This is a genomic window from Isoptericola halotolerans, from assembly GCF_003003075.1.
In the GTDB taxonomy this organism is placed as follows: domain Bacteria; phylum Actinomycetota; class Actinomycetes; order Actinomycetales; family Cellulomonadaceae; genus Isoptericola; species Isoptericola halotolerans_A.
Genome location: NZ_PVTX01000006.1, coordinates 127,724 through 142,707, shown reverse-complemented (window position 1 = coordinate 142,707; position 14,984 = coordinate 127,724). Strand labels below are relative to the sequence as shown.

Sequence of the window (14,984 nt, the reverse complement as noted above, 5' to 3'; positions counted from 1 at the left end):
GCACATCCTGTCCCGTTCGGCAGCTCAAGGTACCGAACGGGACAGGACGTGCCGAACGAAGCCGCCCGGCCGGGTCACGCCAGGGCGTCAGCCCTTCTCGGCCCGCGCCGCCGACGCCTCGGCCTTCTGCTCGACCTTCTCGTTCTGGGGCTTCGGCGGCACCGACGCCTTGCGGAACTCGTCACGCGGGTCGTGCAGCGAACCGAGCGAGACGATCTCGCGACCCATGAGGAACTGGCCGATCCACCCGATGAGGATGCGGAGCTTGCGGTTGCCGGTCGGCATCGCCATCACGTGGTAGCCACGGTGCGCGAGCCACGCCAGCGGGCCCTTGAGCTTGACGAAGCCGAAGAGCTCCGCGACGCCCTTGTACAGGCCGAGCGAGGCGACCACGCCGACGCTCTTGTGCTTGTACTCCACGGGCTCGGTCCCCTGGAGCTGCGCGACGATGTTGTCGGCGAGCTGGGTGGCCTCGCGGATGGCGTGCTGGGCGTTCGGCGGGCAGAAGCTGCCCGGGTTCAGCAGGTCCGGCACGGCGGCGCAGTCGCCGGCGGCCCAGGCCCCGGGCACTACCTCGCCGTTCTCGTCCTCGACCTGCAGCGTCGCCTTGACGGTGACGCGGCCCATCTTGTCCACCGGGAGGTCCGAGCTCTCCTTGATGACCGGGTTCGCCTTGACGCCCGCCGTCCACACGATCGTCTCGGTGTCGAACTCGACGCCGGTGGAGGTCACCACGTGGCCGTCCTCGCACGAGCTGAGGAACGTGTTGAGGTGGAATTCGATGCCGCGCTTCTTCATCTCCTCGAGCGCCCACTCGCCCATCGGCTCGGAGACCTCGGGCAGGATGCGGCCGGCGCCCTCGATCATCACGAAGCGCAGGTCCTCGGCCTCGATCGTCGGGTAGTTCCGCGTCGCGTACCGCGCCATGTCCTCGATCTCGGCCAGGGCCTCGATCCCGGCGAAGCCACCGCCGACGAACGTGAAGGTCAGCATCTTGCGACGCAGGTCGGCGTCCCAGGTCGAGGACGCGACGTCCATGCGGTTCAGCACGTGGTTGCGGACCGCGATGGCCTCCTCCACGTTCTTGAACCCGATGGCGTTCTCGGCCAGGCCCGGGATGGGCAGCGTGCGCGAGACCGAGCCGAGCCCGAGGACGAGCTGGTCGTAGGAGACCTCGTAGTCCGGGCCCGACTCCGGGTGGATCGTGATCTTGCGGTCGCCGTGGGAGATCTGGGAGACCTTGCCCTGCAGCACGTCGACGCCCTTGAGCGCGATGCGATGGGGGGCGACGACGTCGCGGGCGTCGATCGAGCCGGCCCCCGCCTCGGGCAGGAACGGCGCGTACGTCATGTACGGCCGCGGGTCGACGACGACGATCGCCGCCTCTCGCTTCCCGAGCTTCTTGCGCAGGCGGCGCGCCACGTAGAGCCCGACGGATCCACCGCCGAGCACGACGATGCGCGGGACCTTGCGCGGACGCGGGGTGGGCGCGGGCGCGTCCTGGGCATGGGTGTCCGTCGACAGAACGTTCTGAGGCATGGATCCAGTCTACGACCGCCCGCGGACCACTCGCGCGCGGGCTCCGCCACAGGGGACGTCAGGGCTGCCGGCTCGCGTCGATCACCGCCGTCGGGCCAGGTCGGGGCAGGTCAGTGGTGCCCGACGCCGGAGCCTCCGAGGGTTCGCCGTCCCGCGACGCGTCGTCGTCCGACGGTTGCGAGGGCTCCTGCGACGGCGTCGGCTCCGGTGCGGTCCCGTCGTCGGGCTCGATCGACACGGGCGCCTTGAGGAAGGGCCACGGCATCGTCTGGGGCTGGACGCCGACGACAGGTGCCATGCCGTCGGCTCCCCACTCGACGCCCGTCTCGGGCAGCGCGCGCAGCGGGTAGACGTTCCAGCGCTCCCGTCCGTCGGTGGCCGTGGCGGGCCGGAAGTACCAGGGCCCCTCGGTCTGGGGCACCTCCCAGACATCGGTGGCCCTGCTCTCGGTCACGGTCCGCACGGGCCGGCCGCGGTCGTCGTAGAGCTGGACGTCCTTGATCGGGTCACCGTTCGCGTCGAACGCGAAGAGGTTGGAGACCTGCATGCCGTCGACCCAGACGCCGTCGTCCCCCGGAGCGCCGCCGTAGGAGACTGCCTGTGCCGTCGATCGCGCATCGTCCTGCCCTGCCTGGTAGCCGGCGGCGAAGCCACCGTCGTTGTCGAGCGCCCCGTACAGGATCTGCGTCTTGGTCTCGCCGAGCGCAGCCGGCAGCAGGAGGATCGCCAGCGCGCTCGTCGCGACGGCCACCGGCAACCTCCACCCGGTCGGCAACCACCGGCCGCGCCCCCACTGGAAGCTGACGAACGCACCCACCGCCAGCACCACGAGCTGCGTCTGGTCCGTCGGCACGAGGCCGACCGGTCCACTCGTCGGAAGCAACCCCACGTAGTCCTGGCCGAACCAGGCGATCACCAGCATCCCGACCAGCCAGCCCCGCGCGAGCCACCACACCGGTCGCAGGTCCCTGGCGACATCGCGCACGGTGCCCCACTGCCGTGTCGAGGCGACGGGCTCGAGGAGTCCGGTCCACTGCTCCCGCTGTCCCGACCACCACGCGGCAGCCTCGTCCCGCAGCCCGGAACGCCGTCGGCCCGGCGGCCCCGCGGGCGGCAAACCCGCAGCGCTGCGCAGCTCGGTCGCATACCCCTCCGCGGTGCCGAAGTACGCGGTGAGGTCGAGCACGACGTCGTCCTGCGGCTCGCCGGCCCTCGTCGCGACCGGGGCGGCGTCGGCGAGCGCCTCGGTGAGGTCGGACTCGAGGCCCCCGGTGAGGTCCTCGGTGACCTCGGGCCCGAGGTCGGCCAGGTGCAGCCGGACGGCCTGGGCGTACCCGCGCACGTGCGCGGCGAGCATCGCGCCGGGGGCGGCGGTCGTGGTGGTGTCGTCGGTGGTCATCACGCGGCCTCGTTCCTGGTCCCGAGGACTCCGCCGACGGTGACGGCGAACTCCTGCCATTCCTTGCGCTGGATCGCGAGCACCTGCCGCCCGTGGGCGGTGATGCCGTAGTACTTGCGGTGCGGCCCGCTCGCGGAGGGCACGACGTAGCTGGTCAGCGCCCCGTCCGCGTACAGGCGCCGGAGCGTGCCGTACACCGACGCGTCCCCCACGTCGTCGAGGCCTTGCGAGCGCAGCCGGCGCACGACGTCGTACCCGTAGCCGTCCTCCGCCTCGACGACGGCGAGCACGGCGGCGTCGAGCACTCCCTTGAGCAGCTGTGTGGTGTCCACGGTCCCTCCCGGTCAGGTCCTGTGCGGACGACACTACTGCGCGATGCGCACTACCGACCCGGCGACACGCCCGGTGAGGCCGGCGGTCCAGGACCGGGCCAGGACAGCGCCAGGAGAGGATCAGGCCAGGGAGAGGGCGATCCCGTCCAGGATGTCGCTCTCGGAGGTCACCACGTGCGTCAGCGCGCCGCCCGACGCCGCGACCTCGTCGCGGACCCGCGTCACCACCTGCGACCACACCAGCGCACCGGCGCCGATGACGTCCGCGCGGCCCGGGTGCATGAACCCGAGGGCCAGCCGCTCCTCGCGCGTGCGGCCGAGCAGGTCCTCGCAGGCGGCGAGCACGTCGTCCACGCTCAGCACGGCGCCGTTGATGGTCTCGCGCCGGTAGCTGGTGAGCCCCAGGGCGTGCGCCGTCACCGACGTCACGGATCCGGCCAGACCGACCAGCGTGGCCGTCCGCCCGAGCGGGACGACGGCGGAGGCCGCGTCGAGCGCGGACGTCACGTCCGCGCGGGCCCGGGAGATCTCCGCGGCCGCGGGCGGGTCGGAGTGCAGGTGGCGCTCGGTGAGCCGCACGGAGCCGACGTCCATCGAGACGGCCGCGTCCGGCGTCGTCGACCCCAGCACGAGCTCCGTCGAGCCGCCGCCGAGGTCCACCACGAGGTAGGGGCCGGGGTGCTCGCTCGCCGAGCCGCTCGTGGCGCCCCGGAAGGAGAGCAGGGCCTCCTCCTCGCCCGAGACCACCTCGGGGTCCACGCCCAGCGCGGCTCGCACGCCGGCGGCGAAGTCGGCACGGTTGCGCGCGTCCCGGGTGGCCGAGGTGGCCACGAACCGCACGCGGGTCGCGCCCATCTCCGCAGCGACCTTCGCGTACTCCCGAGAGGCCGCCAGCGTGCGCTCGAGCGCTTCAGGCGCGAGCTCTCCGGTGCGGTCCACGCCCTGGCCGAGCCGCACGATCTCCATGCGCCGGTCGAGCTCGGTGAGGGTGCCGTCGTCGGAGACGTCGGCGACCAGTAGGCGGATCGAGTTGGTGCCGCAGTCCACGGCGGCGACACGGGTGCTGCTGCTCATCACGACCGCACCCTCTCATCCCGGACCGACACGTGCCCGCGCGGAGCCGTCAGCACGAGCACCGGTCCGGACGCCACTGGTCGCGCACCCGCTCCAGGGCCTCGTCACCCAGCGGGTTCACGCCCGGGCCCGCCGCCAGCGCGTGCCCCATCAGCACGTGGAGGCACTTGACGCGCGTGGGCATGCCGCCGGCCGAGATCCCCGCGACCTCCTCGACGTGGCCCAGCTCCTCGCGCCGGGCGAGGTAGTGCTCGTGCGCCCGCCGGTACGCCGCCGCGAGCTCGTCGTCCTCGGTCAGCCGCTGCGACATCTCCCGCATGACACCGTCGGCCTCGAGCCGGGAGGCCGCGGCGACGGCGCCGGGGTGCGTCAGGTAGTACGTCGTCGGGAACGGCGTGCCGTCGGGCAGCCGCGGCGCGGTCCGCACCACCAGGGGACGGCCGCACACGCAGCGCGCGGCGATGCCCACCACCCCGCGCGGCGCACGGCCGAGCTGCTCGGCGAGCACCTCGAGGTCGCGGGCGGTCACGGCGGTCGGGTCGTCGGCGGGAACCGGAGGCTGCGAGGTCACCTGGTCATTCTCCCCCGTCCGCGCCACCCGGCTCCACGTCCGTACCGTCGTCCTCGTCACCATCGACCGTCGTGGCGCGGGCGTCGGTCACCTGGACCGACTCCCACATCGCCTGGTACCACGGCGCACCGGCCGGCCCGGCGGGCCGGGCCGGCTCCGTCGGCGCGTCGCCCTCCGCCGGGGTGCCGCCGTCGGCCACCTCGTCCGCGTCGACGACCCGCCACACAGTGTCGCCCGGCATCACGTAGTTCAGTCGGGTGCGCGCCTGCTCCACCACGTAGGAGCGGTCGTCCCAGCGGCCGAGCTCGTCCTCCAGCTCCGCGCGCTCCGACTCGTGGGCGGCGAGCTCCGCCTGCAGCCGGTCGATCTCGGCGCGCTGCTGGACGGCGCCGCGCACCGTCGGCAGCAGCAGCACGAAGGCCAGCAGCACCACCACCGACAGCACCAGCAACCGGACGGTGAGGACCTCGGGCAGCACCAGCCCGAGCCGGCTGCGCCGCCGGTCGTCCCGCGCCGGTCCGGCCGGGCGGCGCCCGCTCTTCCCCTGCTGCGGAGCGGCCTTGCTCGCGCCCGTCGCCCGGGAGCGCCCCGTGGAGGCGGCCGGGCGCGCCGTCGTCCGGGCCCCCGGCCGGGAAGCGGGTCGGCGAGATCGTGGGGCGGCGGGACGTCGGGAGGGCACCCCTCGATTGTGCCCAACCCTGCGACGGCGGCGCACGACCGCCGTCGGCGCGCCACCGCGCCGGGGACGACGACGGCCGGTCACCTCCCGCGGGAGGTGACCGGCCGCCGTCGGGCCGTCAGGCCGAGCGTCTCAGCCCTGGAAGCGCGGGAACGCCGAGCGACCGGCGTACCGGCCGGCGTCGTCGAGGGCGTCCTCGATGCGCAGGAGCTGGTTGTACTTGTTGATGCGCTCGCCACGAGCCGGCGCGCCGGTCTTGATCTGACCGGCGTTGGTGGCCACGGACAGGTCCGCGATGGTGGTGTCCTCGGTCTCGCCGGAGCGGTGCGAGGTCATCGTCGTGAAGCCGTTGCGCTGCGCGAGCGTGACGGCGTCGAGCGTCTCGGTGAGCGTGCCGATCTGGTTCAGCTTCACCAGCAGCGAGTTCGCGGCCTTGGTCTCGATGCCCTTGGCCAGGCGCTCCGGGTTGGTGACGAACAGGTCGTCGCCCACGATCTGCACCTTGTCGCCGACCTTCGCGACGAGCCCGGACCAGGAGTCCCACTCGTCCTCGGACAGCGGGTCCTCGATGGAGACCAGCGGGTAGTCGGCGACGAGGCCCTCGTAGAACGAGATCATCTCGTCGGGCGTCTTGGCGCCGCCCTCCCACTGGTACGAGCCGTCCGAGAAGAACTCGGTCGCGGCGACGTCCAGCGCCAGCGCGACGTCGGAGCCCGGGGTGAAGCCGGCCTTCTCGATCGCCGTGATGATGAGGTCGAGCGCCGCGCGGTTGCTCGACAGGTTCGGGGCGAACCCGCCCTCGTCACCGAGACCGGTGGCCAGCCCCTCGCTCTTGAGCACCGACTTCAGCGCGTGGTAGACCTCCGCGCCGGTGCGCAGGGCCTCCTTGAAGGAGTCGGCACCGATCGGCGCGATCATGAACTCCTGGATGTCCACGTTCGAGTCCGCGTGGGACCCGCCGTTGAGGATGTTCATCATCGGCACGGGCAGGACGTGCGCGTTCGGGCCGCCCACGTAGCGGAACAGGTCCAGGCCGGCGCTCTTCGCGGCGGCCTTGGCCACCGCGAGGGAGACGCCCAGGATCGCGTTCGCGCCCAGCTTCGCCTTGTTCGGGGTGCCGTCGAGCTCGATCAGCGTCTGGTCGATGAGGCGCTGCTCCTCGGCGTCGTAGCCGATCAGCTCGGGGGCGATGTCGTCGATGACGGCGTTGACCGCGCCCTCGACGCCCTTGCCCAGGTAACGGCCGGAGTCGCCGTCCCGGCGCTCGACGGCCTCGAAGGCGCCCGTGGAGGCGCCCGACGGAACGCCGGCACGCGCGAACGTCCCGTCGTCGAGGGCGATCTCGACCTCCACGGTGGGGTTGCCGCGAGAGTCCAGGATCTCGCGCGCGCCAACGGCTTCGATGCTTGCCACGGATGCTCCTTTGAGAGGGCACGCGGGCCGCCGCGGCCCGGCTCAGGCATATGGGTGCCCGGGGCCGCCGACGCCCGCGACGATGGTGGGTTGACGCCCCCAGCGTAGCCCCGTCCAGGAGCCGGTGCGCCCGCGCCCACGTGGTGGGCGACGGCCCCGGGCAGCGACCCACTATCGTGATGGCGGTGGACGGCTTCTGGGACTTCCTCGGCTCCTACTGGTGGCTGGTCTTTCCACTGAGCGGCATCGTCGGTGGATGGGCCAAGGGCGCCCAGAAGTGGGACGAGCGCCGGCGCCGCGACAAGATCGAGCTCTACCGGCTCAAGCACGCCGACCAGCTCGCCACCGCCCAGGCCGAGGAAGCCCTCACGAGCGAGATCGAGCGCACCACCGCCGAGCACGACCGGACGAACGAGCGCTGGCTCGAGTACGAGCTGGACGCCGTCAAGAGCCTCGAGTTCCCCGTGATGACGGACATGCGGGAACAGGTCACCGTCGACTTCCACCGGGCGCGGCGCGACGCCGACAGCCTGCGCCCCGACGACCCGGAAGAGCTGCGTGACCGCCGCCGTCTCGAGCGCTACCGCGCGGCGGTCCGCGAGTACCAGCTCACCTTCGACATCGCGGAGCGCGAGGCTAAGCGCCGGCTCGCCTCCGACTTCACCGCCGACGAGCGCCGGGCGCTCGACCGGGCGAAGAAGCTCCTGGCACTGGCCGACGACCCCGGGGCGAGCCACGCGGAGCGCCAGTCGGCGTACCGCCGGGCCACCAAGGAGCTCGAGGGGATCCTCGTCCTCCCGGACGCCGCCACCGACGCGATCGAGCAGCGCATCGCCGGCATGCTGGGGCCGGCGTCCGGCCGCGACGCGGCCACCTGACGCCGAGGGAGTGGCGCGGAGGCTCGTGAACTGCGACTTCACAGCCTGTTCACAGGTCCGCGGCAGGAACGCACCAGGTCCGGCACCTAGGTTGCGGGCGTCCAGGCCAGACGGCGTCGACCGTCCTGGCCCATCGGCCCCACGCCACTTCGAAGGAGTGCCATGTTCCTCACCTACCTGCGCCGCGAGCTACGGCACCGACGCAAGCAGACCGCCGTCGTCGCGGTCGGGCTGGCCGTCGCGATCGCGCTCGTCATGGTCGTGTCGTCCGTGTCCACCGGCGTCCGCGACGCGCAGACGGCCGTCCTCGAGTCCGTCTACGGCGTCGGCACGGACGTCACCGTGTCCCAGCCCGGAGAGGCTGGAGGCGGAAGGCCCGGTCGCTTCGAGTTCGACGCGGAAGCAGGCGAGGCGGACGACGACGGCACACGCTCGCTCGACCAGGCACAGCTGAGCGTGGAACGCGGCACCGCGACCTTCGACGCCGCGTCGCTCGACACGATCGAGGGGGTCGAGCACGTGACGGACGCAGCCGCCGCGCTGACGCTCACCAGCACCTCGTTCAGCGGCGAGATGCCCGACATGGAAGCGATGCAGGAGCAGATGGAGGCCGGCGGCGGGCCAGGCCAGGCCGGCGAGCAGGGCGGCCCCGGCAGAGCGGGGGGGCCCGACGGCGCGGGTGGCAGCGCGTTCGAGGTCGACTCCTTCACCGTCACCGGGATCGACCCGTCCGCCGACGCCGTCGGCCCCCTCACCACGGTCGAGGTCGCCGAGGGCCGCGGGCTCGAGGCGGGTGACGACGAGGTCGCCGTGCTCGACGCGACCTACGCCGAGACCGCGGAGATCACCGTCGGCGACACCCTCTCCGTCGGCGACAGCGACCTCGAGGTGGTGGGCACGGTGACGTCGACCACCGGCGACGGCGTCGCGACCTCCTCGGACGTCTACGTCCCGCTGGTCCTCGCCCAGACGCTCGCCGACCTGGACGGCCAGGTCACCGACGTCTACGTCTCGGTGGACTCCGCCGACCATGTCGACGCCGTCGCGGACGCCGTCGGCGCGGCCCTGCCCGACGCGTCCGTCAGCACGCAGTCCGACCTCGCGGACGACGTCACCGGATCGCTGTCCACGGCCTCGTCGCTGGTCAGCACGCTGGGGACCTGGCTCAGCATCATCGTGCTGGCTGCCGCGTTCGGCCTGGCGATCCTGTTCACCGTCTCGGGCGTCAACCGCCGCACCCGCGAGCTCGGCACCCTGAAGGCCATCGGCTGGGGCAAGCCCCGCGTGGTCGGGCAGGTCGCGGGCGAGTCCGTGGTGCAGGGCCTCCTCGGGGGCGTGGTGGGCGTCGCGCTGGGCGCGGTCGCCGTGCTCGCCGTCAACCTCGCCGGCATCACGCTGAGCGGATCGTCCGGCGGGCTCGCCGTCGGCGGGCCCGGCGCCGGCGGTCAGGCACCCGGCGGCGGTCAGGCAACCGGCGGCGGTCGTGGCGGTGGTGCCCCGTTCGGCCAGGCCGCGGACACCGCGACCAGTGCCGTCGACGTGGCGCTCTCCGCGCCCGTCACCGTGTGGGTCGTCGTCGCCGCCGTGGGCCTGGCGGTCCTCGGCGGGCTCCTCGCCGGAGTCGTGGGTGGTTGGCGCGCCGCGCGCCTGCGCCCCGCCGAAGCCCTGCGCTCGCTCGCCTGACCGACGTCGTACCCGAGAGGAACCCCACCATGTACCAGCTGAAGAACGTGACCAAGACGTACACCGGGAAGCGCACCGTCCATGCCCTGCGGTCCGTGGACCTCGAGATCGGCGACGGCGAGCTCGTCGCGATCCAGGGACCCACCGGCGGGGGCAAGTCCACCCTGCTGCAGATGCTCGGCGGGCTCGACCGACCGACGTCGGGCAGCGTGCTGCTCGCGGGCGACGACCTCGCGAAGCTCTCCGACGGCGCGCTCACCAGCGCGCGGGCAGAACGCATCGGCTTCGTCTTCCAGCACTACAACCTCATCCCGACGCTCACCGCTGCCGAGAACGTCGCGACCGCGATGGTCCCGCTGCACGTGAAGGCGGAGAAGCGCACACGGCGGGCGCTCGAGGCACTCGCGTCCGTCGGGCTCGCCGAGCGCGCCGACCACCTGCCCGGCGAGCTGTCCGGCGGCCAGCAGCAACGCGTGGCGATCGCTCGCGCGCTGGTCAAGGAGCCTCGGGTGCTGCTCGCCGACGAGCCCACGGGCAACCTCGACGAGGCGACACGCGACGAGATCGTCGAGCTGCTCGAGGGGTTGTGGAAGGAGGAGGGACTGACCATCGTCATGGTCACCCACGACACCGCCGTCGCCCGGCGTGCGCAGCGGCGCCTGCGGATCGCCAAGGGCACCGTCACCGAGCGCTGAGGTAGTAGCCCGAGTGTCGAGGTAGTAGCCCGAGCGTCGACTCGGGCACTACCTCGACCGACGGGCTACTACCTCGGCCGGAACGCACCTACCTCGGCGGGGGCGGCACTACCTCGCGAGGAGGGTCCAGGGGCCGTGCTGGGAGCCCGGGGCCTGGTTGCGGGTCCACCACCGCGCCTCGTAGCGGTCGCCCTCATGCACGACGACGTCGCCCTCGACGAAGATCCGCGACGCCGTCCAGACCGCCGTCCCGTCCGGTGCCGTGGCGATCTCCTGCCACGAGCCCCAGGGCGAGGTGCCCGGCTCCTCGGTGGTCCACCACGTCGCGCGGTACAGGGCACCGCCGTGGGTCACCTCGTCGCCGGCCGTGTAGACCTGGCCCTCCTCCCAGTCCGGCGCGGGCGGCGCGGGGGCGGCCACCAGCTCGGCCACGCCCCAGCGGTTCGTGTACTGGTAGCCGGTGCCGGTCGGGTCGGCCCAGGTGGTCACCGAGGTCCGCGCGCCGTCGGTGGCGTCGTTGACCTGCAGGTCCAGGCCGTGGAACGAGCCCACGCCGCCCTGGTCGAGCAGGTCGACCGACAGCTCGACCAGGTAGCCGTCCTCGGTGAGCGAGGCCGCCGAGGTCACGCGAGCCGCCTGCTCGGCCGCGTCTCCCGTGCCGAACGAGACCTCGTTCTCCGCGCTGACGCGGATCTGCGTGTCCTCGGCCCGGTAGCCGCCGTTCTTCGCGTTGCCCGCGTCGACGAACACCTCCACCGAGTCCTGGATCCACGGGTCGGAGCCGCTGACGTCCACGGTGGGGTCCTCGACCTCGGCCAGCACGTACAGCGTGTCGTCGGTCCACAAGGTGCGGAAGGTTCCGACCGCACCGTCCGACCCCTCGACGCGCTGCGCGGTGGTGACGGCGTTCGCCGCGGTCCACACGTCGTCGACGTCGCCGTCCACGGTGGGCGCCGCGGCCGCCTCGACCACCTCGACGTGGCTCAGCTCCTCCAGGAGGGTGAGCGTGCCGTACGCGCCCGGGGTGTTCCACCCGGCGGAGGTGCCGCCGTCGTCCACCCGGACGTCGAGGGCGAGCGTGTCGCCCTCCGCGGCGGCGGCGAGCGGCAGGTGCGCCACGACGTCGTACCCGGCGTCGGTCTCGACGACCTCGGCGGTCGCGTCGCCCGTCACCGTCCCGTCGCGGCCGACGACGGCGGTCGTGCCGCCGAGGTCGAACGTGACGGCGTCGCTCGCCTCGGCCGCACCGTCGGTGACGGACACGTACGCGGTGAGGTGGTCGGCGGCCCAGCGCAGCTGGAACCCGGCGACGGACTCGCCGGCCGCGGTGACCTGGTGCAGCGGCAGACGCTCCCACTGGGGCGAGGCCGTGGCGGATCCGTCCAGCGGGACGTCGCCGGCGAACACGTTCGCCGAGCGTTGCTGCGCCGGCAGGTCGCCGTCGACGACCCCGAGGTACGCCGGCTTGGCCTGGTAGGCGTCGTCGAAGAGGAGCGGCGCACCGTTGTCCGCACGCCACGAACGGCCGTCCGTCAGGCCCCAGACCGTCGCCGCGTGCAGCGAGCCGGCGTGGTCGCGGAACATCCGGAACGCGTCCCGGAACCAGTAGCCCTGCTCGACGAGGTTCGCCTGTGTCTCGGGCGTGCCGATGGTGACGTCGAGCTCGGTGACCGCCTGGGTGACGGGCATGTCCTCGAACCGCTCGAGCGCGACCTCCAGGGCGGAGACCGGCATGGCGAGCGAGACGTGGAACTGGTGACCCACGCCGTCGAGCGGGACGCCGCGCTCGAGCATCCGCTCGACCAGGGCCACGTAACGGTCCTGCTTGCCGCCCTGCTCGGTGTTGTAGTCGTTGATGAAGAGCCGCACCGGGCGGTCGGCGCCCTCGGCCGCGTAGGTGTGGTTGAAGGCCTCGTCCGCGTACTCGAAGGACAGGTCGATGAACTCCTCGCCGAGGATCCGGTACCACTCGCTGCGGCGCAGGCCGTCGTCCGTGGCGCCGTCCGCGACGACCTCGTTGACCACGTCGAACGCGTTGACGGGGTTGTCCGCGCCGAACTCGCCGTACGTGGCGAGCCACTCGGCGACCGCGAAGATGTGGTCCCTCAGGCGGTCGCGGAGCACCTGCTGGTCGGCGGCGGAGTCGGTGAGCGGCTCGCCGGCGTCGTCGGTGAAGAACCAGTCCGGCGTCTGGGAGTGCCACGTCAGCACGTGGCCGTACATCGCGAGATCGTTCGCGGCCGCGAAGTCCATGAGCGCGACCGCCTCGGGGTGCGGGCGGAACGTGCCCTCGTCGTCGTACCAGGCCTCCGGTTTCATGTGGTTCTCGGCGGTGACCTGGTTGAAGTGCCGCAGCAGCAGGTCGGCGGCGGAGCCGCTGGTCTCGCGCGAGTCGATCGCCACCCCGGCCGCGAACGGCACGGTCTCCTGGATCGGCGTGAGGTCCTGGACCACGGCCGGCTCCGGCACCGAGACCACGACGTCGTCGACGAGGAGGTCGCTCGTGTTGGTGCCGTTGTAGTCGGTCTCCAGGTAGAGGTACTGCTCCTCGCCGGCCGGCGCCTGGAAGGTCGCGGTGACCTCGGTCCAGCCGTCCGCCGTCACGCCGGACCACTGCGCCAGCGTGGCGTACGACGTCGAACCGTCGGCCGTGCTGGCGAGCGAGAGCCAGACGGCGTCCGGCTGCTGGCCCGCGGCGAACCGCACCTGGGCGGAGACCTCGTAGCGCACGCCGGGCGTGAGCGCGTCCGAGACGTCCCGGCCGATGCCGTCACCCTGGCTGTCGCGGCCGGTGACCAGCGCGGCGGCCTCGCCCGAGGCGGCGTCCGCCGTCGTGATCTCCACGATCGGGTCCGTGTCGTCGCCCGTGCGCGGGCCCCACCCGTCGAGGCCGTCCTCGAAGTCGGTGCTCAGCACGGGGCCGGACGCCGGGGGCGTGCCCTGCACCGGAGTGAACTCCCAGCCGTCGGCGAGCCGTTCGGTGACCACGGTCTCGACCGCGGCGAGCGAACCGGAACGGTCACCACCGCCGTCGTGCACCAGCACGAGCTCGCCGTCGGTCAGGGCGGCGCGGAGGTTCTCGGTGAGCGTGGCCTCGTCCTGCGTCTCCCAGTCGGCGATCGTGTTCGTCACGGCGAGCGGCTGCATGCCGAGGTTCACCGCGACGCCGGGGGTGGCACCCCAGGACCCGTTGGGGGCGCGCCAGAACGGGACCTCGGCCTGCGGGTCGCCGAGGGCGCCGCGGATGATGTCGAGGTTCGCGATCATGTCGGCCTGCGCCTGCTCGGGCGTCATCGAGCCCATGTCGGCGTAGCCGGTGGAGTGGTTACACAGGGTGTGCCCCTCGGCCACGATCCGGCGCAGGATCTCCGCGCCGCCGTCGGCCTCGATGTTCTGCCCGATGACGCAGAACGTGGCGGGCAGGTCGTGGGCGGCGAGGAAGTCGAGAAGCGCGGGCGTGGTGCCCGGGTTCGGCCCGTCGTCGAAGGTGAGCGCGGCGACCGGGCCCCCCGTGCTGCCGGACTGGGCGGCGGACACCGGGGTGCTGGTGGGGCTCACCGCCCCGCCGGGGACGAACCCGTCGGGCAGGCCGGCGTCGACCTGCTGGCCGGTGATCACGACGTCGTCCACGAGGAAGTCGGGGTGGGCGTCGCCGACGGGCGCGGCCTCGAGGTAGAGCTGGGCGGCGGTGAGGCCGGCGGGCATCGTGTACGTGCCGCCCACCTCGACCCACTCGTCGGCGGTGGCGGTGACCGCCCCGCCGACCCAGGTGTAGGCGTCACCGTCGGCGGACGTCTCCTGGACGGTGACGTGGACGTCGGTGGCGTCCGCGGCCCCGGCGGGCAGCTTGACCCAGGCCTCGACCTGGTACACGCCGCCCTCGGCGAAGAGGCCGGTGACGTCGGTCGCGGGGCCGTTCCACTCCCCCGTCCGTCCGGTCACGGCGAGGGCTCCGGCGCCGGTGCGGGCGTCGTCGGTGATCGTCAGCTCGACGGGGCCGCGGGGGCCCCACGGGTCCACCGTGGAATCGAAATCGTTTTCTAGCATGACGGCGTCGTCCGCTGCCGCCGTCGACGCTCCCACGACGACGGCACCCACCGCGCCGCTCGCCGCCAGCGCGGCCGCGGTGAGCCCCGCGACCGTCCTGGTGATGCTCTGCCTCATCGTCGCTCCCTTGCGATGTGCGGCCGGGGCGCCGGCCTCGATGCTCGGGGCCCCGGGCAGGGCGCGCCGCGCCCCGTCATCGGGAACGCTACGGGGGCGCCCATTTAAGGTCAATGGCTGAACGAACCGGTGCGAAATCGTTATCTCACTGCGACGGCGCGGTCCTGCGCTACCGGGAGCGCGTCGGTCGAAGGGCGACGTGCGTGCCGGCTCGTGACGATGTCCGGCGGGAGCGTCACGGACCGGCACGCACGTCGGTCGGTGGGGACGCCTCAGTCGTGCAGGAGTCCGCGGTGCCGCAGGTCGGCGAGAAAGGCCGTGGTGTCGGTCCGTGCGACCGACTCGTCGATCCCGTACTCCCGCACCAGCGCACCCACGAGCTGGTCCTCGGTGGCACCGTCGGCGTCGGCGAGCGTCCGGGCGAGCAGAGTGCCGGCCGCGTTGGTGGTGAGGTACGTCGACGAGTTCAGGTCCAGCAGCACCAGCTCGCCGTCGATCTCCTGCCAGGTCACCCCGTCTGCGCGAAGCCGCATCGTCTTCCCCCATCGTCGCGGTCG

The 14,984-nt window shown here is 72.8% G+C and carries 12 protein-coding genes; 3 read left to right on the top strand and 9 right to left on the bottom strand.

Going from position 1 to position 14,984, the window contains the following annotated elements; genetic code table 11:
* Positions 1–87 precede the first annotated feature (87 nt).
* From BCL65_RS10135 to eno, 7 genes are all read right to left on the bottom strand, one after another.
* Positions 88–1,539 carry an NAD(P)/FAD-dependent oxidoreductase gene (locus BCL65_RS10135; RefSeq protein WP_106267635.1) on the bottom strand — a complete coding sequence of 484 codons (1,452 nt, stop codon included), beginning with the start codon at positions 1,537–1,539 and terminating at the stop codon, positions 88–90.
* A gap of 58 nt (positions 1,540–1,597) precedes the next feature.
* A complete protein-coding gene (locus BCL65_RS10130) occupies positions 1,598–2,938 on the bottom strand; it encodes a hypothetical protein (protein WP_106267634.1) in 1,341 nt (446 codons plus the stop codon).
* Entirely contained in the window at positions 2,938–3,270 is a 333-nt protein-coding gene (locus BCL65_RS10125) for a PadR family transcriptional regulator (protein WP_106267632.1), read from the bottom strand. Before BCL65_RS10125 ends, BCL65_RS10130 begins: the two co-directional genes overlap by 1 nt.
* A 120-nt stretch (positions 3,271–3,390) precedes the next feature.
* Positions 3,391–4,344 (bottom strand): Ppx/GppA phosphatase family protein, encoded by a 954-nt coding sequence (locus BCL65_RS10120; RefSeq protein ID WP_106267630.1) that lies wholly within the window; start codon positions 4,342–4,344, stop codon positions 3,391–3,393.
* Between the two features lie 49 nt (positions 4,345–4,393).
* On the bottom strand, positions 4,394–4,915 hold the full coding sequence (locus tag BCL65_RS10115; RefSeq protein WP_243400995.1) for a DUF501 domain-containing protein: 522 nt from the start codon (positions 4,913–4,915) through the stop codon (positions 4,394–4,396).
* Positions 4,916–4,919: 4 nt separating this feature from the next.
* Positions 4,920–5,594, bottom strand: coding sequence for an FtsB family cell division protein (locus BCL65_RS10110; protein ID WP_243400996.1), 675 nt, complete (start codon positions 5,592–5,594; stop codon positions 4,920–4,922).
* Positions 5,595–5,726: 132 nt separating this feature from the next.
* Complete coding sequence (gene eno / locus BCL65_RS10105) at positions 5,727–7,007, bottom strand: phosphopyruvate hydratase (protein ID WP_106267626.1); 1,281 nt, start codon at positions 7,005–7,007, stop codon at positions 5,727–5,729.
* A gap of 185 nt (positions 7,008–7,192) precedes the next feature.
* Between eno and BCL65_RS10100 the strand changes: the two genes are divergently transcribed.
* The 3 genes from BCL65_RS10100 to BCL65_RS10090 all read left to right on the top strand — a co-directional run bounded on the left by BCL65_RS10100 (position 7,193) and on the right by BCL65_RS10090 (position 10,263).
* Positions 7,193–7,885, top strand: a complete 693-nt coding sequence (locus BCL65_RS10100) for a hypothetical protein (RefSeq protein WP_106267840.1) — start codon at positions 7,193–7,195, stop codon at positions 7,883–7,885.
* A 162-nt stretch (positions 7,886–8,047) separates the two neighbouring features.
* The gene (locus BCL65_RS10095; RefSeq protein ID WP_106267624.1) at positions 8,048–9,568 is read left to right on the top strand and encodes an ABC transporter permease; all 1,521 of its coding nucleotides are present in this window, start codon (positions 8,048–8,050) and stop codon (positions 9,566–9,568) included.
* Positions 9,569–9,597: 29 nt separating this feature from the next.
* On the top strand, positions 9,598–10,263 hold the full coding sequence (locus tag BCL65_RS10090) for an ABC transporter ATP-binding protein (protein ID WP_106267622.1): 666 nt from the start codon (positions 9,598–9,600) through the stop codon (positions 10,261–10,263).
* A gap of 108 nt (positions 10,264–10,371) precedes the next feature.
* On the opposite strand, the gene BCL65_RS10085 is transcribed toward BCL65_RS10090, so the two are convergent.
* Both BCL65_RS10085 and BCL65_RS10080 read right to left on the bottom strand, forming a co-directional pair.
* Positions 10,372–14,427: an endo-1,4-beta-xylanase gene (locus BCL65_RS10085; protein ID WP_106267620.1), complete on the bottom strand. Its 4,056-nt coding sequence runs from the start codon at positions 14,425–14,427 to the stop codon at positions 10,372–10,374.
* Positions 14,428–14,699: 272 nt separating this feature from the next.
* Positions 14,700–14,960: a PqqD family protein gene (locus BCL65_RS10080; RefSeq protein WP_106267618.1), complete on the bottom strand. Its 261-nt coding sequence runs from the start codon at positions 14,958–14,960 to the stop codon at positions 14,700–14,702.
* Positions 14,961–14,984 lie beyond the last annotated feature (24 nt).